Source organism: Pseudomonas sp. GD04058 (assembly GCF_029836855.1).
Lineage (GTDB): Bacteria > Pseudomonadota > Gammaproteobacteria > Pseudomonadales > Pseudomonadaceae > Aquipseudomonas > Aquipseudomonas bharatica.
Map to the genome: position 1 here is coordinate 57,086 of NZ_JAOECN010000012.1, position 18,940 is coordinate 76,025.

Sequence of the window (18,940 nt, forward strand, 5' to 3'; positions counted from 1 at the left end):
GAAAAACACCGAGTTGACCGGATTGTGCCGGCGCCGTCTTGCACCCGGGTGCCGGGCATTTGATCGTCGCTGCCAGGAATGTCGCGATCCTGGCAGGCATACGCATGCCTTCGACAGGCTGGGTCAAGACGCCGCGCGCGCAAGCGGGTAAAGTCAGGCAGGCCCGTTCTTCCATCGGCCATGGCGTGCGCGAATCGTGAAAGTTGAGCAACAAACCCGCCCGAACCGCTGGCCCGCCGTGTTGCGGGCCCTGCATCATCGCAATTTCCGCCTGTACTTCGCCGGTCATGCGGTATCCACACTCGGCACCTGGATGCAGACCGTGGCGCTGTCCTGGCTGGTCTATCGCCTGACCGGCTCGGCCGCGCTGCTGGGCATCACCACCTGCGCCACCCTGCTTCCGCAATTGCTGGTGGGGCCGATCGCCGGGGCCTGGATCGACCGGCACGACAAGCGCAGCCTGCTGATGAAGGTCGAAGCCCTGCTCGCTGCCCAGGCCCTGTTGCTGGCAGTGCTGACCGGCCTTGAGCTGATCACCCCGGGCCTGATCGTGACCCTGGCCGCCACCCTGGGGATCCTCAATGCGGTGGACACACCGTTGCGCCAGTCCCTGCTCAGCCGCCTGGTGGACGACCGCGCCGACCTGCCCAACGCCCTGGCCCTCAACGCCATGCTCTTCACCTGCTCGCGCTTCATCGGCCCACCGCTGGCCGGCCTGCTCCTGGCATTGACCGGCGAGGCGCTGTGCTTTGCCCTGAATGCACTGTCCTATGGCGGACTGATCCTCGGCCTGCAACTGATCCGCCTGGCACCCGGGGAAAAGGCCAGCGGCAGCATGCGCCACATGTTCCGCGAGGGGCTCGACTACGTGCTGCACTCGCCGTCGTTGCGCAGCCTGATGCTCGGGGTGCTGATGGTCAACCTGACCGCGTCCACCTACGCCGTGCTGCTGCCGGTGTTCGTCCACGATATCTTCACCGGCGACGCGCGGACCCTGGGCTGGCTGTGGGGCGCCGCCGGGCTCGGCTCGCTGCTGTCCACCGTGCTGCTGGCCGGCCACCAGGGCACCGATCGCCTGCGCAGCCTGATCCTGTTTTCCGCCTGTGCCAGTGCCCTCGGCCTGCTGCTGTTCGCCAGCAGTCGCAGCCTGCCGCTGTCGTTGCTGGCGATGCTGATCCTCGGTTTCGGCGTGACCATCAACAACGTCGGCACCAATATCCTTCTGCAAGGCCAGGCCCCGGAAGCGCTGCGCGGTCGGGTGGTGTCGATCTACACCTCGACCCGCTTCGGCTTCGACGCCATCGGCGGCCTGCTCGCCGGGATGCTTGCGGGCCATATCGGCGGGCCCCGGGCCATGGCGATCGCCGCAGCGCTGCTGAGCTTGTACTGCCTCTGGCAGCTAGCGTTGCGTACCCGTGGCGCACCTGAACCCACCTCCGAGGAACCGACGCCATGACCGACCTGCTGCGTCAGCAACCGACCGTCACCCTGGAGGACGCATGAACAGCGCCAGCGCCGAGGAACTCGGCCGCTACTGCCTGCACGCCTTCAGCCAGCAAGTGCCGGCCAGCCTTGCCGCGTTCTATCGGGTGGACGAACACCTGCTGGCCTGCGATTTCCAGTTGCTCGGCATGCAACCACCGATGCACCGCCACTACCTTGAGCATTACCGTCACCTCGATCCGCTCAAGCCCGGCAACTGCAAGGCGATCGGCCTGCCGGTGGTGTCGCTGCGCCAGGGCCTGGCCCATCAGGATGCGGCGCTGGGCCGCGAATACCTGGGCTTCCTGCGCCAGCACCAGGTCGTGGATGTGGTGGAAGTCACGGCCTGGGTCGAAGGGCGACTGACCGCCGGGATCTCCCTGCTGCGCGATGGCTCGCTGGGGGCGTTCAAGGTCGAGGAACTGGAGCGCCTGTTGCCGTTGCACGGCTTGATGCAGATGGCGGCGCGGCAGTTGCCGGCCCCTGTGCCGGACCGGCTGGCCGGGTTGACGCCAAGGGAGCGGGAGATTGCCCTGCTGCTGCGCGACGGAGCCTGCAACAAGACCCTGGCGCGGCAACTGGAGCTGGGTTTGCCGACGGTTAAGACCCACCTGATCAACCTGTTTCGCAAGGTGGGAGTGGGGAACAGGACGGAGTTGGTGGGGGCATTGTTCCTGTAGGATCGCAAGGGCTACGCGGCCCCTGTGTGCGGGTTTACCCGCGATAACGGTGGTGAGGCCACTATTGCTATCGCTGGCAAGCCAGCTCCCACAGATTCCTCGGCCAGCCGCGGGTTTTGTGCGCGGCACGGTCACTGTGGGAGCTGGCTTGCCAGCGATTGCGGTGGTGTGGCCACAATTGTAATCGCGGCGGTTCGGCGCTCCGATGAACCCGCTCCCACAGGGTCCCTGCTACATTCACACTGGCCAATGTTCAAAGGACTGCCCATGCCCACCACCTACCAAGGCGGCTGCCTCTGCGGCTTCATCCGCTATACCGCACAGGGCCTCGCCGAAAAACTCCACACCTGCTCCTGTCGCAACTGCCAGCAGCACAGCGGTGCCCTCACCGCGCTCTGGGTCGAATTCCCCCGGGACCGGGTCGAATGGACCGGCGCAGGCGGCGCCCCCGCACTCTACCGTTCCTCGGACTATTCCAGCCGCGCCTTCTGCCCGCGCTGTGGCAGCTCCCTCGGTGCAGTGGACGACGAGCCGGTGATCGCCCTGCTGGTCGGCGGCTTCGACGACCCGACCGCCCCAGAACTCGAGCCCGAATACCATGCCTTCGAAGACTGCCAGCCCGCCTGGTGGCGTACCTGACCACTGCGCAACACATAGGGGGTCAGGGTAGATCCGCTACCAACGCCATGCCGCCATCTCAACCATCCGGTTGATACCACCCGACCGCCATGCCCGGCACCATCACGGCTCCAATCAACAACAACGAGCCATCTCCCATGACCACCCATACCGACTGGATCTCCGTAGGCGCCCTGGCCGACGGTTTCGCCCCTGAAGCGTTCATCCTGCCGCAACTGGCCGAACTGGCCGGGCAGCGCATGACCCTCAATTTCGCCAATGGCTGGTCCATCGAGCACCGCTTCGACGCCGAACAACTGCACTGGAACGCCGCCGACGGTCACTCCAGCGGCAGCGCACCCTACCGCGCCACCTCGGTGCGCACAGGGATAGTGCTGGTGGACTTCCTCAAGACCGAGAATGGCCAGACCTGGTCGATTTCCCTGGTACTCGACACCCTGAGCCAGTCATTCACCGCGGTAATCGGCAGCATGCCCGAGGCCAAGGAAACCCGGGAAGGCATGTTCCACCGCGCCCTGGCCGGCAAACCGCTGACCTGCGTCGACGCGCAATTCCTCCACGGCACCCTTGACCGCCCCTGGCAGGACGGCGCCTGCCCGCATGCACCGACCGTCGAGCTGGTGGGTATCCGCAACCTGTATCGCTACAGCCCGACCGAGGAATACGAACACATCTACCTCAACGAGAACTTCTATACCTGGCAGTGCCTCAAGGGCGTCGAGCAAGGCCTGTGCGACACCGACCGCTGCCACTACTACAAGATCGCCGATGAGCTGTACCTGTTCGTCTGGCGTGAAAAGATCATCCCGACCCTGGGCCTGGTGATGATCGACCTGCGCGCCCACCGCAGCGACGGCAAGATCTTCGGCCATGCCGAGGGCGGCTTCGAGGCGTTCAGCAACTTCCCGGTGGCGTCGTACTGCAGCCTGATCAACACCACGGTCCACGCAGGATGAGCCGTTGCGTGCTGGTGACCGGTGCCGGCAGCGGCATCGGCGAAGCCTGCGCGCGGCGCCTGGCAGCGGCCGGCGACCAGTTGGTGCTGGTTGGCCGGCGCCGCGAGGCGCTTGAACGGGTGGCGGACGGCAGCGACGCCCTGGTGCTGGCCGGCGATGCTGCCGACAGCGCCACCTGGCAAGGCTTCGTCGAGCAGATCCGCAAGCGCTTCGGCGGCCTCGATGCGCTGCTCTGCTGCGCCGGCGGGCATGGCCTCGGCACCGCGCTGGACAGCGACGACGCGGCCTGGGAAGCGGCCATGCGCAGCAACCTGCACAGCGCCTTCCACAGCGCACGTGCCTGCTTGCCGCTACTCATCGAACGGCGCGGCAGTATTGTCCTGCTTGGCTCCATCGCCTCCCTCGCGGCAGGCCCCGGGGTATGCGGCTACACCACCGCCAAGCATGCGCTGGTGGGGCTCAATCGCTCCCTGGCGCGGGACTACGGACCGCAGGGGGTGCGGGTCAACTGCGTCTGCCCGGGCTGGGTACGCACGCCGATGGCCGATGCCGAGATGCAGCCGCTCATGGAGCGGCATGGCGAGTACCTTGACGCCGCCTATGCCCGGGTCACCGCCGACGTGCCGCTGCGCCGCCCGGCCACGGCGAACGAGATCGCCGCGCTGTGCCAGTTCCTGATCAGCAGCGAGGCGTCGATCATCACCGGGGCGGTGATTGCCGCGGACGGTGGCTCAACCATCGTCGATGTGCCGACGCTGGCCTTGCAGGGTATTTGAGATCGGTCGCATCAAGGCGCCGGATTCGGCTGCTGCACATGGATCGCCTCGATCCCCTGCAACAGCTCCTCGGTCAGCTTCACCTCGACGCTGGCCAGGTTGCTGTGCAACTGCTCCAGCGTGGTGGCGCCGATGATGTTGCTGGTCACGAACGGCCGGCTGGTGACATAGGCCAGCGCCAGTTGCGCCGGGTCCACGCCATGGGCCCGGGCCAGCGCCACGTAACCCTGGGTGGCCTTTTCCACCTGCGGGTTGTTGTAGCGCTGGAAACGATCGAACAGGGTCAGGCGCCCCTTCGATGGTTGCGCGCCGTTCAGGTACTTGCCCGAGAGCACGCCGAAGGCCAGCGGCGAGTACGCCAGCAGCCCCACCTTCTCGCGAATCGACATTTCCGCCAAGCCAACCTCGTAGCTGCGGTTCAGCAGGCTGTAGGGGTTCTGGATCGATACCGCGCGCGGCCAGCCACGGGTCTCTGCCAGGTGCAGGAAGCGATGTACGCCCCACGGGGTTTCATTGGACAGGCCGATATGGCGGATCTTGCCGGCCTTGACCAGGTCGTCCAGCACTTCGAGGGTCTCCTCGATGGCGGTGGGCTCGTCGGCGGCATCGTGCACATAGCCGAGCTGGCCGAAGAAGTTGGCCTGCCGATCCGGCCAGTGCAACTGGTAGAGGTCGAGGTAGTCGGTGTTCAGGCGCTTGAGGCTGTCTTCCAGGGCCGCGGTGATATTGGCCCGGTTCAGGCGGGCATCGCCGTTGCGGATATGCTCGATACGATGCGGGCCGGCCACCTTGCTCGCCAGGACCCAGTTCTCGCGGCCGCCGAAGCGGGCGAAGTAGTTGCCGATGATGCGCTCGGTTTCGCCATAGGTCTTCGCGATAGGCGGCACCGGGTACATTTCGGCGGTATCGATGAAGTTGACCCCGGCCTCGCGGGCCACCTGGATCTGCTCGAAGGCCTCGGCCTCACTGTTCTGCTCACCCCAGGTCATGGTGCCGAGGGCGATGGCGCTGACCTGGATGCCACTGTTGCCGAGTTGACGCTTTTCCATGAAGCACTCCTTTTTAGAAACGGCGAAGCCGCTGGCGCCCCGAACGGCTCCAGCGGCCTGTATCCGGTTACGACTTCAACGCGCGACGGGCTTGAACAGCTCCACGGCGCTGGCGTCGATCTTGCGCGGCAGCAGGCCCTGGGCGAAGAACACATCGGCGATCTGCTGCTGTTCGGCGAGGTTGTCGGCCTGCACCGGTTGCACATCATAACTGCGTCGACCGTTGGCTTGCTCGACCGTCGCCACATCGAGGTTGCCCCAAAGCGGTCCGAGAACCTTGGCCGCGTCGGTCGGATGAGCCTTGATCCACTTGCCGGCGCCGCTCAAGGCGGTGAACAGGGTGTTCAGCACCTGCGGGTGGGTCTTGGCGTAATCGCTGGACGCCAGGTAATAGCGCTGGTAGTTCGACAGCCCCTGGCCATCGCTCAACACCCGCGCATGCTGCTGGCGCTGGGCGCTGGCGACGAACGGGTCCCAGGTCACCCAGGCATCCACCTTGCGGTTCTCGAAGGCCGCGCGGCCATCGGCCGGAATCAGGTAGGCCGGCTGGATGTCGTTGAAGTTCAATCCGGCCTTGGCCAGGGCCTGGATCAGTAGGTAGTGGCTGCCGGCCGCCTTGGTCACGGCGATCTTCTTGCCCTTGAGGTCGGCGAGGCTTTTCAGCGGTGAATCCGCCGGTACCAGGATGGCCTGGGCCAGGGGCGACGGGGTTTCGCGGGCGAAGTAAACCAGCTTGGCGCCCGCCGCCTGGGCGAACACCGGCACGGTGTCGGCCACGTCCGCCGAAACATCGACGTTGCCCAGGTTCAGCGCCTCCAGCAGCGGCAGGCCGCTGGCGAACTCGTGCCAGGTAACGTCGATACCCTGGGCCTTGAGGTCTTTCTCCAGGGTGCCCTGTGCCTTGAGCAGGGTCAGCAGGGTCGAGGATTTCTGGTAACCGATGCGCAGGGTTTCGGCGCTGGCCGTGCCAGCGAGGCTGGCGCCCAGTACCACGGCAGCGGCCAGTTGGTAGATGCGTTTGAACGGGATCATGGGTGCAGGCTCCGGAATTCAGGGCTTCTGGTTCAGTTGCTGGGTCAGTTGTACGGTGGCCGGCAACACGAAGCCGCTGGCGAACGTCGGGGCTACGTCGAGGCGGCCGGCGATCAGGCCGTGGGCCTGGTAGAAATCGGCAGTCTCCTGTTGCTCGGCGACGGTTTGCGCATCCACTGCCTGCCAGTGCAGTTTGCGCCGCTCGAATTGCAGGCGCGCGGCGTCCACCGGGAAGCCGATGATCTGCGCCAGGGTCTTCGAGTAGCTGTCGAGGTTGTGGTAAGCCCAGTCCTGGGCCTTGGCCAGGCGCGTGAGGTAATCCTGCAGGGCCTCGCGCCGGGCCGGATCGGCCAGGGCCTTGTCGGTGGCGGCGAGGAAGCCGTTGCCGCTGGACAGGCCACGGCCATTGACCAGCACGCGGCCCTGCCCGGTCAGTTCGGACAACGCGGTGTAGGGCTCCCAGGTGGCCCAGGCATCCACCGAGCCATTGGCCAGGGCCACCTTGGCATCCACCGGGCCGAGGAAGCGGAACTCCACGTCCTTCTCGCTGAGACCGGCGCTGACCAGGGCTTTCAGAGCAATGTGATGGCCGATGGAGCCGCGCCCCGTGGCGATGCGCTTGCCCTTGAGGTCCGCCGCGCTTTTCAGCGGCGAATCGGGCCGCACCAGCACTGCGGTGCCATAGGCGTCCGACTTGTTCACCGCGATGGCCTTGACCTGCGCTCCGGAAGCCAGGGCGAACAGCAGCGGCGCATCACCGATGATGCCGGCATCGATGGCGCCGGCGTTGAGTGCTTCGGCCAGGGGCGCGGCGGCAGGGAATTCGGCCCAGCGGATATCGTAGGGCAAGTCCTTGAGACCGTCGGCGGCTTCCAGCTGGGCGCGCATATTGCCTTTCTGGTCGCCGATGCGCAGTTCGAGACGGTCGGCGGCAAGGGCCGGGCCGGCCAGCAGCAAGGCCGCTCCGAGGGCCAGGATTCGGGTGAAGGGGATCATCGCGACGCTCCTTGAGGCTGGATCTCAGCCTGTTGTCAGGTTCCGGGTTCCATCCGCTGTGCGACGCGGAATGTAGGCCGACTGTAGCGAGTCGCGAATAATCAGTGAAATGCATTTTGGTCATAACCTAATATGCGAACAATTTTTCAATCCCGTGATTAGCTTAGAACCAGAAAGAATTTTACAGAGGCACTCTCCACGCATACGGTCATAAGCCCTGCCGTCTTATGCAAATGAGTGCCTGATGAGCCAGTCTTCCGCCAATACCGTTCCGCTGCACCGGCCGACGCCGCCTGACGATGCCCTGGACCCGGTCCTTGCCATCATTACCCGCGAACTGGCTGCCAGCGCCGCCGGTTTCGACCGCAGCGGCGAATTTCCCGCCGCCAACTTCGCGCTGCTGCAGCGCCATGGCCTGCTCGGCCTGACCGTGCCGAAAAGCCTGGGCGGTGGAGGTGCCGACCTGCCGACGGCGCGCAAGGTGGTTGCGGCGGTGGCCAAGGGCGAGCCGTCCACCGCGCTGATCCTGGTGATGCAGTACCTCCAGCACTTCCGCCTGCAGGACGACCAGCGCTGGCCGGCGCACCTGCGCGAGCGCCTGGCCCGCGAGGCCGTGGAGAAAGGTGCGCTGATCAATGCCTTCCGCGTCGAACCCGAACTGGGCACCCCGGCCCGCGGCGGCCTGCCGGCAACCGTGGCACGACGTACCGCCGAAGGTTGGCGACTGTCCGGCACCAAGCTCTACTCCACCGGCAGCCATGGCCTGGAGTGGTACCTGGTGTGGGGCCGCAGCGACGATGCCGACCCGCTGGTGGGCGGCTTCCTGGTGCACAAGGACAGCCCGGGCATCCGCATCGTCGATGAATGGGATCACCTCGGCATGCGCGCCACCTGCAGCCACCGGGTGGAGTTCGACGACGTGCTGCTGCCGCTGGACCACGCCGTCGCGGTCAGCCCGGCCAGCGCGCCACGCCCGGAGCTGGATGGCGAGAGCCTGGTGTGGATGTCGGTGCTGCTGTCGAGCATCTATGACGCGGTGGCACAGGCCGCCCGCGACTGGCTGGTGACCTTCCTGCGCGAGCGCACCCCGTCCAACCTCGGCCAGCCGCTGGCCAGCCTGCCGCGCTTCCAGGAGCGGGTCGGGCGCATCGATACCCTGCTCTTCGCCAACCGCAACCTGCTCGATTCCGCCGCTGCCGGCCTGGTCCCAGCGCAGAACGCCGGCCAGCTCAAGCAACTGGTGACGCAGAACGCCATCCAGGCGGTGGAACTGGCCATCGAGGCCACCGGCAACCCCGGCCTGTCGCGCCATAACCCGCTGGAACGGCATTACCGCGACGTGCTGTGCAGTCGCGTCCACACCCCGCAGGACGACGTGGTGTTCCATGGCACCGGTCGTGCAGCCCTCGATGCAGGAGTCGCCCAATGAGCACCGTGAGCGTGATCGCCAGCCAGTTGGATGAGCAGGCCAACGAATTCATCCGCCAGCAATTGCCCGGCCACCGGGTGCTGGACCTGAGCCCGGAGCAGTTCCATGCCGAGCGCGCCGACGTGGTGATCCTGCGTCCGGTCAACGTCCGTGGCCGCCGGGTCGACGAGGCGCCGCGCGGTTGGCCCTGGTCGCTGCGCTGGGTGCAATTGGTGTCGTCGGGGATCGACTTCTACCCCGACTGGCTGTTCCAGGGCCCGCCGGTGACCAGCGGCAAGGGCAGCAACGCCGAACAGGTGGCCGAGTTCGCCCTGGCGGCGATCTTCTCCGCCGCCAAGCAGTTGCCTGACATCTGGGTCAAGGACGACGACTGGCACTTCACCTCGTTGCAGCCGGTACGCGGCAAGACCCTGGGCATTCTTGGCCTGGGCAGCATTGGCAAAAGCCTTGCGGCCAAGGCCACGGCGCTGGGCCTGCGGGTAATCGCCCTGGGTCGTCCGGGCCAGCCACTGGAAGCCGGTGTACCGGTGGAAGCGGTAGCGGACATCCACCAACTATTCGCCGAGTCCGATCACCTGGTGCTCGCCGCGCCGCTGACCGCCCAGACCCGCGGCATCATCGGCCGCGAGGTGCTGGCCAGTGCCAAGCCGGGCCTGCACCTGATCAATATCGCCCGTGGCGGCCTGCTCGACCAGCAGGCGCTGCTCGAAGCGCTGGACGCCGGACGCATCGGTCGGGCCACCCTGGACGTCACCGAACCCGAGCCGCTGCCGGCGGGTCACCCGTTGTACAGCGACCCGCGGGTGTTCATCTCGCCGCACACCTGCGCCCTTTCCACCGACGGGGTGCGCGGCTTCGCCGTGGACTTCGTCGAGAACTTCCGCCGCTATCACCAGGGCCAACCGCTGCGCAACCTGGTGGATCACCAGCGCGGCTACTGATCGTCTTCTTGGGAGTACTGCAATGACTGCCGTTTCCGCTCTAACCGTCAAATCCGATCTCGACAGCGTGCGCCAGCGGGTCAGCGCCGAGGAATGGGAGGTCCGGGTCAAGCTTGCCGCCGCCTATCGCCTGGCCGCGCTGTTTCGCTGGACCGACCACATCTACACGCACTTCTCGGCCCGGGTGCCGGGGCCGGAGGAGCATTTCCTGATCAATGCCTTCGGCTTGCTGTTCGATGAAATCACCGCCTCCAACCTGGTCAAGGTGGATGTCAACGGCACCCTCATCGACGACCCGCTGGGCCTGGGCATCAACCAGGCCGGCTATGTGATCCACAGCGCCATCCACCGCGCCCGCCCGGACCTCAAGGCGGTGCTGCACACCCATACCCGCGACGGTGCGGCGGTGTCGGCGCAGCGCGACGGGCTGCTGCCGCTGTCCCAGCACGCCCTGGCCTACTACAGCCGGGTGGCGTACCACACCTATGAAGGCGTGGCCCTGGACCTGGACGAGCAGGAGCGGCTGGTGGCCCACCTGGGCGAGAGCAATATCCTGATCCTGCGCAACCATGGGCTGCTGACCGGTGGCATCAGCGTCGAACATGCGTTCCGCGAACTGCACGGGCTGGAGCGCGCCTGCAATATCCAGATCGCGGCCCAGGCCGGCGGCAACGCCGACCTGCTGTTCGCCCCGGAGGCGGCGATCGAGAAGGTCAAGCAGCAGACGGCGGCGTTCATCGATGGCAACGGCCCCGGAATCCAGCGGCATTGGGATGCGTTGATCCGGCAGCTGGATCGCGAAGGAGATGATTACAAACACTGAGGGCCTCATCGCTGGCAAGCCAGCTCCCACAGGGATCGCGTGCACCGCTAGACCTGTGGGAGCTGGCTTGCCAGCGATTGGCCCTCAGCCTCACCAAACAACCCACTGACCGACCCCACTCAGGGAGGAAAACCCCAAAAAGCAGGATGCCAACATGCCCAAACCCGCCTTGCGCCACGCTCTCCCCCCGTTGTTGCTGTCCCTCCCCCTGACCACCTTCGCCGCAACCGAGGAACGCCTCCCCAGCGTCACCGTGACCGCCGAGCACCGCCAGGAAAACCTGCAGAAAACCCCGCTGGCCATCAGCGCCTTCGATGAAACCACCCTGCGCGACCAGCAGATCAACAACATCCGCGACCTGTCCGGCCGGGTACCCAACCTGACCCTGACCCGCCAGTCGATCTCCTACAGCGCCCAGACCTACGGCATCCGCGGCATTGGCGAGACCGACCCGATCCAGGAAGCCGCCGTGGCCGTCTACGCCGACGACCTGTACATCCCCAGGGCGATTTCCTCGATGCTCGACTTCAACGATGTCGAGCGCGTCGAGGTCCTGCGCGGGCCGCAGGGCACCCTGTACGGACGCAACAGCGCCGCCGGGGCGATCCGCGTGATCACCCGCGATCCGGACCAGAAGACCCGCGCCTTCGTCGAACTCGGCGCCGGCAACTACGAGGCGCGCAACGGCCGCCTGCTGGTCAGCGGCCCGCTGGTCGACGACACCCTGTTCGCCAGCTTCTCGGCCCTGCGCCTGAGCCGTGACGGTACGGTGTACAACCGTACCCGGCACAAGGACGTGAACAACGTCGATATCCAGTCCTACCGTGGCAAGCTGCGCCTGGCCCCGGTGGACTCGGCCTGGGATACCCAACTGACCCTGGCCGGCACCTTCGACCGCGGCGACACCACCAGCTACACGCCCTTCGACCCGAGCAACGGCCACTTCGACAAGTTCAAGACCTACAGCAGCCTCGACCCGAAGAACCGCCTCGACCAGGGCAGCGCCGTACTGCGTTCGATCTACCGGTTCGACGATCAACTGAGCTTCAAGTCGGTCACCGCCTGGTCGGCCTTCGACCAGCCGGTGGACTACGACAACTCCGGCGAGGCCAACGTCGGCAACGCCTCGCCGACGCAGAACAACCTGATCCATTACAAGCAGCGCTATGCCACCCAGGAATTCCAGCTCAACGGCGAGTACGAGCGCTTCAACTTCACCCTGGGCGCCTACCTGTACAAGGAGCGTTTCCGCGCCGAACGCGACAGCCTGACCTACTCGGTGGCCGCCGACCGGATCAACGCCAGCGGCCAGTACAGCACCACCGATACCGAAAGCTACGCGCTCTACGGCCAGGGCACCTACAAGCTCACCGACCGCCTGTCCCTGACCGCCGGCCTGCGCTACACCGCCGAGCACAAGAACTTCGATTACCAGAACTACGCGATAACCAGGCAGCGCCAGATCACAGGCCTCAACTTCAGCGCCGAAACCAGCGAAAGCTGGGCGTCCTTCAGCCCCAAGCTGGGCCTTGAGTATGCGTGGAGCGATGAACTGACCCAGTACGGCTACGTCGCCAAGGGCTTCAAGGCCGGCGGCTTCGACAACCGCGCCCCGACCCGCCTGGCGGCGTTGCAGGGCTTCGATCCGGAGAATGTGATCACCTATGAAACCGGGCTCAAGGGCGATTACCTGGGTGGCCGCCTGCGCAGCAACGTCGCGGTGTTCTACAACGACTACAAGGACCTGCAGACCAACGCCTGGGACCCGGCGATCAGCGCCAACCTGCGCACCAACGTCGGCAGTGCCCACAGCTACGGGGTGGAACTGGAAAACACCGCCCTGCTCAGCCGCGACCTGACCCTCAAGGCCAACCTCGGCTACCTCGAGGCGCAGTACGACGACTTCAAGAACGCGGCGGGGCCCGGCGTGGATGCCGATGGCAACAGGATGGTCTTCGCGCCACGCTGGAACCTGGCGCTGGGGCTGAACTGGACAGTGCCGGTGGACCTGCCGGGAGCGCTGGTAGCCGGCACAGACTGGCAGTTCCAGAGCAAGTCGTACGCCAATGCGGTGAATGGCGATATCTACGAAGTGCCGCAGCAGAGCTTCTGGAACGCTACCACCAGCTACGGCAGCGGTGATGGTCATTGGACCACCACCCTGGCGGTGAAGAACCTGCTCAACCGCGCCTATCCGCAGAGCATTGCCTATTCGGCGGCGAGCAGCACGGCGTATTACGCGGTGAACGATCCGCGGACCATCACCTTGAGCGTGCGTTACGACCTGTAGTCAGGAATCACGCTTGTCGGTAGCCGACCGCTCGGCTTTCTTGTCGGCTACCGCCTGCTGCGGCGCCTCCTGGCGCGACTGCTGGAACTGCGCATGCCATTCGGCGACCCGGTCGCTGCCGCCTTCGGCGTGAACCAGGCCCGGCAGGACGAAAAGGATGGAAAGGGTTGCTGCTTTGAACATCGACATGGAATGGAACCTTTGCCTGGGTAATGGAAAACCGTTGCCCGGGCATTGTGCGAAGGCGTGATTAACCCGCAATTAAGCACTGCATCGCCTGCGTGGCGGATGATTGCGCTTCAGGTTTTCCGGGCCGGGCCGATGAATGCTTTACCTCCCCTCGCCTTGTGTCGTCACTGAGGACCCGAAGATGCAGCTCACTCTAAAAACAAAACTGCTGTTGCTCGCCGTACTCCCCGTCCTGGTATTCGCCCTGGTCATCAGCGGCGCCGCCGACCGGATCCTGCGCAACCTTGCCGAAAGCGAAATCAGCCAGACCCGCGAACGCCTGTTGAACGAAAGCCGGCAGAGCCTGGAACACTACATGCAGATCGCCGTCGGCTCCGTGCAAGCCCTGTACGACGCTGCCCCCAACGGCGACCAGGCCAGCCGCGCACAGGCCATCGCCCTGCTGTCGAAGATCAAGTACGGCAAGGACGGCTATTTCTTCGCCCATGATTCCGCCGTGGTCCGCCTGTTCCGCGGCGACAGCCCGGTTGACGTGGGCAAGAACCTCAGCGAGCGCAAGGACGTCAACGGCGTGTTCATCAACCGCGAGCTGGTGCGCGTGGCCAAGGACGGCAGCCACTACGTCAGCTACAGCTCGCCGCTGCCCGGCAACGAAAGCGTGCAAGTGCCCAAGCTGGCCTACAGCTTCTACTTGCCGAAATGGGACATGGCCCTGGGCACGGCGGTGAACCTGGACAACATCGAACTGCGCATTGCCGAACTGCGCACCGAGATCGACCGCCGCATCGACTCGATCCTCACCAGCATCCTCGCCATCGCTGCGGTGCTGCTGGTGATCCTCGGCATTGCCGGGCTGATGCTCAGCAACACCCTGCTCAAGCCGCTCAAGGCGATGAAGGACAACCTCGACGATATCGCCGCCGGCGACGGCGACCTGACCCACCGCCTGCGCGCCGGCAATGACGAGCTGGGCCAGCTTGCCGGCTCGTTCAACCGTTTCGTCGAGAAGATCCAGGGACTGGTGCGCCAGGTGGTGGATGTCAGCGGCGAACTGTCGAGCCTGGTCGAGGCCGTGGAAAGCCAGAGCCGGCGCTCGGAGCAGGCCATGGAAGCGCAACGCCATGAAACCACCCAGGTTGCCACGGCGATCCACCAGATGTCCGCCGCCGCCCAGGAAGTTGCCCACAGCGCGCAGAACGCCGCCCAGGCCGCCCAGGAAACCGACAGCCAGGGCCAGCAGGCCCGGCAGGTGGTGGACGGCAGTATCAAGCGCATTCACGCCCTGGTGGAGAACATTCGTGGCAGCGGCACGTCACTGGACAGCTTGCAACAGGACGTACAGTCCATCGTCGGCGTGCTCGGGGTGATCCGCTCGATCGCCGAGCAGACCAACCTGCTCGCCCTCAACGCCGCCATCGAAGCGGCCCGCGCCGGTGAAGCCGGGCGTGGCTTCGCCGTGGTCGCCGACGAGGTGCGCGGCCTGGCCAGCCGCACCCAGCAGAGCACCCAGGAAATCCAGGTGATGATCGACCGCCTCACCGCCGGCACTCATTCGGCGGTGGAGTCGATGCGCCACTCCTGCGAGACCGGCGACAGCACCCGCGACCAGGCCAGCGAGGCCGGTGTGTCGCTGGATGCCATGGCCGGGCTGATCGGCACCATCAGTTCGATGAACGCGCAGATCGCCAGCGCCGCCGAGGAACAGACCGCCGTGGCCGAGGAAATCAACCGCAGCGTGCATCAGATCGCCCAGGCCGTGGACAGTGTCGCCGAGCAGACCCGCCAGGGCGCGCAGACGGCGCAAAGCCTGTCGGCGCTGGAAGGGCATCTGCGGGCCCTGGTGAAGCAGTTCCGTATATAAGGAACGGGCGGCGGATCAGTCGTGGTCCCCGCCGCTTTTCCCCGGCCCGCCCTTGGGCGCCTTGGCCGGGCCGGTCGGATCCACCTGTGGATCATCGAGGTCCGGCGAATCCGGATCGAAGCCAAGCTCATCGCTGCCGCTGGCGTGTTCCGAAGAATGCGGCCCTTGCTTGTCCTGCGGTTTGTCGTTGCCCATGGCCTTGCTCCTATAGAAGGTGTCTGACCTTGGGCCACGCCGGAGCTGGCACCGTTCAATCGGATTTAACGTCTATTGGCTCGCAAGCCATTGGCCGGCCAGCCTTTAAAGCGTTTCGTCGGGGCCAGGCGAATCGGTTTGAGCCGCCATGCGGGCACCTGCGTCGTACCTGTACACAGGCTGTTCTGTGTGCCCACTTGAAATCGACATGAGGTGAAAGATCATGGCTAACAACCAAGGCAAGCAAGGCAACAGCAATCCAGGCAACTTCGCCAATGACCGCCAGAAAGCGTCCGAAGCCGGCCGCAAGGGTGGCCAGGCTTCCGGCGGCAACTTCGCCAACGACCGTGAGCGCGCTTCCGAAGCCGGACGCGTCGGCGGCCAGCACAGCCATGGCGGCGGTCGGAAAAGCCAGTAAGTACCCGTAAGTAAATCAAGGGCCCTTCGGGGCCCTTTCCTCATCCCGGCCAGAGACGCTACATCCACCCCGCCAACACTACCGGCAACCACACGAACGACAATACCGTCGAACACATCACCACGTTCGCCACCTGCTCCGGCGAGCGGTTGGCGCGTACCGCCAGCAGGTAGTTGAACACCGCCACCGGCATGGCCGACTGCATGACCAGGATCGCCCGTTCCAGAGTGTCCAGGCCGAGCAGCATGCCGATGCCCCAGCCGACCCCGGCACCGAGGACGATACGCAGGCCGCCGATCAACATGCCACTGGCCACATCGCTCAAGCGGATGCTGGCCAGGGACACGCCCAGGGTCAGGAGCATCAGGGGGATGGTCATGCCGCCGAGCAGGTCCACGGTATTGCCCAGCCATAGCGGCAGCTTGAGGTCGAAGAAGATCAGCGGCAGGGCCAGCGCCAGGCTGATGACGATGGGATTCTTCAGCAGCGAACGCAGGGTGGCCGCACCGCCGGAAATGGCGATGCCGAGGGTGAACTGGAAGCTCGACAGGGTCAGGAAGAATGCCACAGCCAGGGCCAGCCCCTGGTCACCGAAGGCGTACAGCGCCACCGGCAGGCCCATGTTGCCGGTGTTGGGGTACATGAACGCCGGCATCAGCACCCGCCAGTGCTGGCCGAACGCACGGCTGACCAGGTAACCGATGCCGGCCATGACCACCATGCAGATCACGCAGGCCAGCGCCATGCTGGCGAACGCGCCCGGGTCCAGGCGGGTGCGGTGCAGGGTCGAGAGCACCAGCGACGGTGTGCCGATGGTCATCACCAGGCTGGCGATGAAGTCCGTGGGATAGGCATTGCCGCGGCGGGCCCAGGCAAAGCCGATCCCGGCAACAATGAAAACCGGTGCCAGGACGGCGAACAACGAAGCCAGCATGGGGCGTGTTCCTTGGCCAAAGCGGCCATGCTAGGGGGCGGCGGCAGTCTGTTGCAAGGTTTTGCTGGCGTGCCGCCGGCTCACTGGGCCAGACGATGCAAGGCAATTTCCAGGCCCGCACCATGTCGATAGCCCGTTTGCCCTGCCTCGGGTTCCGGACCGCCAGCCAGGCGCGTGCGCGAGCGATAAGCCAGCGGACTTACCCCCAGTTGCCGCTGGAAACTGCGACGCATGCGCTCTTCGTTGCCGAAACCGACGGTTTCGGCGATGCGCTTGATCGGTTCCTGGCTGGTTTCCAACAAACGACACGCCGCCTCCAGGCGCAGAGTCTCGACGGTCTGTGCCGGGGTGCCACCGGTAGCGGCGGTATAGGCCCTGGCGAAATGCCGGGGACTCATGCCGAAACGCTCGGCCAGGCGCTCGACGCGCAGGTCGCCGTCGAGGTTCTCCGCGATCCATGCATGCAGGCGCACCAGGCGCTGGTCACGGTCGCTGCGCAGGGCATCGCTCTGTGCCTTGAGCGGCGCGCTGAGCTGGGCCTGCTGCGCCGAGCGCCGCAGGAACAGGGTGAAATAGCGGGCCAGTGCCAATGCCGCATGCGGGCCGAGGTCTTCCTCGAGCAAGGCCAGGCCCAGGTCGATACCGGCGCTGGCACCGCCACTGGTCCATAGCGGGCCGTCGTGCAGGTACAGCGCCTCGCGCTCCACGTCCAGGGTCGGGTAGCGGCCCTGCAACTCCTCGGCGAACTTCCAGTGGGTCACCACACGCTGGCCGTCGAGCAGCCCGGCGGCAGCCAGGGCGAAGGCGCCGGTGCCGATGGAGCAAAGGCGTCGCGCTGCTGGCGCGCGCCGTTGCAGCCAGGCCTTGACGTCATGGTCGGTCTCCAGCTCGGCAACCCCCGGCCCGCCGATAACGATCAGGGTGTCGATCTCCAGCGCCTCGACCTGCGCCAGCGAGCGGGTCATGACCGCGATTCCGGAGATGGTTTCCACCTCCCCGCCCAACGGCGAGACCAGCACGATCCGGTACGGCGGGGCTGCCTGCAACGTGCCGCCCAGCACACGCGGCGCAGCGGCGAACACCTCCAGCGGCCCGGCGGCGTTGAGCAGCAATGCGCCAGGAAACGCCAGCACCAGCACGGTACGCGGGCCGGACATGGCAGAAAAGGTGGGGTGTTTGACATGGTGGCGGCTGGAGGGCGTGGACATACTGGGCGCACTTTCCGATTCAAGAGCGACGACCATGCCCAGAAAGTCCTTTCCTGCCAAGCGCCTTCGCCAACAGCTGTCACGCCTGGCGTTGCTCGGCGTGCTGTTCGGCGCCTTGCCGGCACAGGCCGCCGAGCTGGAGGTCGGCGACCAGAGCGGGCTGATCCAGGCACTGCTGAGCGCAGCCGGCGAGGATCGCGGCCTGGCCTACGACCTCGACTGGCACCCTTTCGGCACCGGCACGGCGCTGATGGAAGCCTTGAACGCCGCTGCCGTGGATGTCGGCGTGGTCGGCAACGCGCCACCGGTGTTCGCCCAGGCTGGCGGTTTCGACGTGCGGGTGGTCGCCGCCGCAGAAGGCGCGCAGAACAACAATGCGCTGCTGGTCCAGGGCGGATCCACGGTCGCCTCGGTCGCCGACCTCAAAGGCCAGCGCGTCGCCGTGGCCAAGGGCACCAGCGGCCACTACCTGCTGCTCGCCGCCCTCGCCGAGGCCGGCCTGGGCATCAAGGATGTCGAGGTGGTCTACGCCAGCCCGGTGGATGCGCAGAATGCGTTCGCCAGCGGCAAACTGGCGGCCTGGGCGGTGTGGTATCCGTTCGTTGGCCAGGCCACCTCGCGAGGTGCCCGCCTGTTGCTGGACGGCAGCCGCTGGCCGGAAACCGGCCTCAACTTCACCGTCGCCAGCCTCGCCGCGCTCAACGATGCGGAAAAATCCGCACATCTTGGCGACTTCATCCAGCGCCTGGCCCGGGCCCAGGACTGGGCTACGGCGCATCCCGAAGAATGGGCCCGCCGCCTGGCCGACCTCACCCGGCTGCCGTTGCCGCTGCTGCAGGAGATGCTGGCTCATCAGCAACTGCGCTACGTAGCGCTGGACGCGCGGGTCGCAGGCCTGCAACAACGTCTCGCCGACCGCTTCGCCGAAGCCCGCTTGATTCCGCGTCCGCTACAGGTCGCCGAGGCCTTCGATCCGCGCTACAACGCTCTGCTTCCCGCCCGCCCCTGATCGTCACCCCGAGTGCCATGCCGCGCTGTACGG

At 66.0% G+C, this 18,940-nt stretch carries 18 protein-coding genes and 1 pseudogene; 12 read left to right on the forward strand and 7 right to left on the reverse strand.

The annotated features are described in order from the left end of the window. Window positions 1-196: 196 nt before the first annotated feature. The 5 genes from N7650_RS12855 to N7650_RS12875 all read left to right on the forward strand — a co-directional run bounded on the left by N7650_RS12855 (window position 197) and on the right by N7650_RS12875 (window position 4,533). Window positions 197-1,456: an MFS transporter gene (locus N7650_RS12855; RefSeq protein ID WP_279898514.1), complete on the forward strand. Its 1,260-nt coding sequence runs from the start codon at window positions 197-199 to the stop codon at window positions 1,454-1,456. 43 nt (window positions 1,457-1,499) lie between these two features. Beyond that, window positions 1,500-2,162, forward strand: a complete 663-nt coding sequence (locus tag N7650_RS12860; protein WP_279898515.1) for a helix-turn-helix transcriptional regulator — start codon at window positions 1,500-1,502, stop codon at window positions 2,160-2,162. A gap of 267 nt (window positions 2,163-2,429) precedes the next feature. After that, window positions 2,430-2,801, forward strand: a complete 372-nt coding sequence (locus tag N7650_RS12865) for a GFA family protein (protein ID WP_279898516.1) — start codon at window positions 2,430-2,432, stop codon at window positions 2,799-2,801. A gap of 137 nt (window positions 2,802-2,938) precedes the next feature. Further along, window positions 2,939-3,757 carry a molybdenum cofactor biosynthesis F family protein gene (locus tag N7650_RS12870; RefSeq protein WP_279898518.1) on the forward strand — a complete coding sequence of 273 codons (819 nt, stop codon included), beginning with the start codon at window positions 2,939-2,941 and terminating at the stop codon, window positions 3,755-3,757. Next, entirely contained in the window at window positions 3,754-4,533 is a 780-nt protein-coding gene (locus tag N7650_RS12875; protein WP_279898519.1) for an SDR family NAD(P)-dependent oxidoreductase, read from the forward strand. Before N7650_RS12870 ends, N7650_RS12875 begins: the two co-directional genes overlap by 4 nt. Before the next feature lie 11 nt (window positions 4,534-4,544). Here N7650_RS12875 and N7650_RS12880 read toward each other — a convergent pair whose 3' ends face one another. From N7650_RS12880 to N7650_RS12890, 3 genes are all read right to left on the reverse strand, one after another. Further along, window positions 4,545-5,582 carry an NADP(H)-dependent aldo-keto reductase gene (locus N7650_RS12880; protein WP_279898520.1) on the reverse strand — a complete coding sequence of 346 codons (1,038 nt, stop codon included), beginning with the start codon at window positions 5,580-5,582 and terminating at the stop codon, window positions 4,545-4,547. Window positions 5,583-5,657: 75 nt separating this feature from the next. Further along, window positions 5,658-6,614, reverse strand: a complete 957-nt coding sequence (locus N7650_RS12885; protein ID WP_009401642.1) for an aliphatic sulfonate ABC transporter substrate-binding protein — start codon at window positions 6,612-6,614, stop codon at window positions 5,658-5,660. 18 nt (window positions 6,615-6,632) lie between these two features. Then, window positions 6,633-7,610 carry an ABC transporter substrate-binding protein gene (locus N7650_RS12890; protein ID WP_279898522.1) on the reverse strand — a complete coding sequence of 326 codons (978 nt, stop codon included), beginning with the start codon at window positions 7,608-7,610 and terminating at the stop codon, window positions 6,633-6,635. 244 nt (window positions 7,611-7,854) lie between these two features. On the opposite strand from N7650_RS12890, the gene N7650_RS12895 reads away from it, so the two are divergent. The 4 genes from N7650_RS12895 to N7650_RS12910 all read left to right on the forward strand — a co-directional run bounded on the left by N7650_RS12895 (window position 7,855) and on the right by N7650_RS12910 (window position 13,093). Next, window positions 7,855-9,039, forward strand: a complete 1,185-nt coding sequence (locus N7650_RS12895) for an acyl-CoA dehydrogenase family protein (RefSeq protein ID WP_009401644.1) — start codon at window positions 7,855-7,857, stop codon at window positions 9,037-9,039. Next, window positions 9,036-9,980, forward strand: coding sequence for a D-isomer specific 2-hydroxyacid dehydrogenase family protein (locus tag N7650_RS12900; protein ID WP_279898523.1), 945 nt, complete (start codon window positions 9,036-9,038; stop codon window positions 9,978-9,980). The genes N7650_RS12895 and N7650_RS12900 overlap by 4 nt, the downstream gene beginning before the upstream one ends. A 22-nt stretch (window positions 9,981-10,002) precedes the next feature. After that, on the forward strand, window positions 10,003-10,803 hold the full coding sequence (locus N7650_RS12905) for a class II aldolase/adducin family protein (protein WP_009401646.1): 801 nt from the start codon (window positions 10,003-10,005) through the stop codon (window positions 10,801-10,803). Window positions 10,804-10,957: 154 nt separating this feature from the next. Beyond that, window positions 10,958-13,093, forward strand: coding sequence for a TonB-dependent receptor (locus tag N7650_RS12910; protein WP_279898525.1), 2,136 nt, complete (start codon window positions 10,958-10,960; stop codon window positions 13,091-13,093). On the opposite strand, the gene N7650_RS12915 is transcribed toward N7650_RS12910, so the two are convergent. Further along, on the reverse strand, window positions 13,094-13,282 hold the full coding sequence (locus N7650_RS12915; RefSeq protein WP_279898527.1) for a hypothetical protein: 189 nt from the start codon (window positions 13,280-13,282) through the stop codon (window positions 13,094-13,096). Between the two features lie 181 nt (window positions 13,283-13,463). Between N7650_RS12915 and N7650_RS12920 the strand changes: the two genes are divergently transcribed. Beyond that, entirely contained in the window at window positions 13,464-15,143 is a 1,680-nt protein-coding gene (locus N7650_RS12920; RefSeq protein WP_279898528.1) for a methyl-accepting chemotaxis protein, read from the forward strand. Between the two features lie 15 nt (window positions 15,144-15,158). Here N7650_RS12920 and N7650_RS12925 read toward each other — a convergent pair whose 3' ends face one another. Next, on the reverse strand, window positions 15,159-15,338 hold the full coding sequence (locus N7650_RS12925) for a DUF6021 family protein (protein WP_009401650.1): 180 nt from the start codon (window positions 15,336-15,338) through the stop codon (window positions 15,159-15,161). 262 nt (window positions 15,339-15,600) lie between these two features. Between N7650_RS12925 and N7650_RS12930 the strand changes: the two are divergent. Next, window positions 15,601-15,756 (forward strand): annotated as a pseudogene (locus tag N7650_RS12930) (general stress protein); the annotation flags it as partial. A 58-nt stretch (window positions 15,757-15,814) separates the two neighbouring features. Here the strand turns inward: N7650_RS12930 and N7650_RS12935 are convergent. Then, window positions 15,815-16,690 carry an AEC family transporter gene (locus N7650_RS12935; protein ID WP_009406387.1) on the reverse strand — a complete coding sequence of 292 codons (876 nt, stop codon included), beginning with the start codon at window positions 16,688-16,690 and terminating at the stop codon, window positions 15,815-15,817. Between the two features lie 80 nt (window positions 16,691-16,770). After that, the gene (locus N7650_RS12940) at window positions 16,771-17,898 is read right to left on the reverse strand and encodes a helix-turn-helix domain-containing protein (RefSeq protein ID WP_279898529.1); all 1,128 of its coding nucleotides are present in this window, start codon (window positions 17,896-17,898) and stop codon (window positions 16,771-16,773) included. Between the two features lie 34 nt (window positions 17,899-17,932). Here N7650_RS12940 and N7650_RS12945 point away from each other — a divergent pair, with 34 nt between their 5' ends. Beyond that, the gene (locus N7650_RS12945; protein ID WP_279898530.1) at window positions 17,933-18,907 is read left to right on the forward strand and encodes an aliphatic sulfonate ABC transporter substrate-binding protein; all 975 of its coding nucleotides are present in this window, start codon (window positions 17,933-17,935) and stop codon (window positions 18,905-18,907) included. Window positions 18,908-18,940 lie beyond the last annotated feature (33 nt).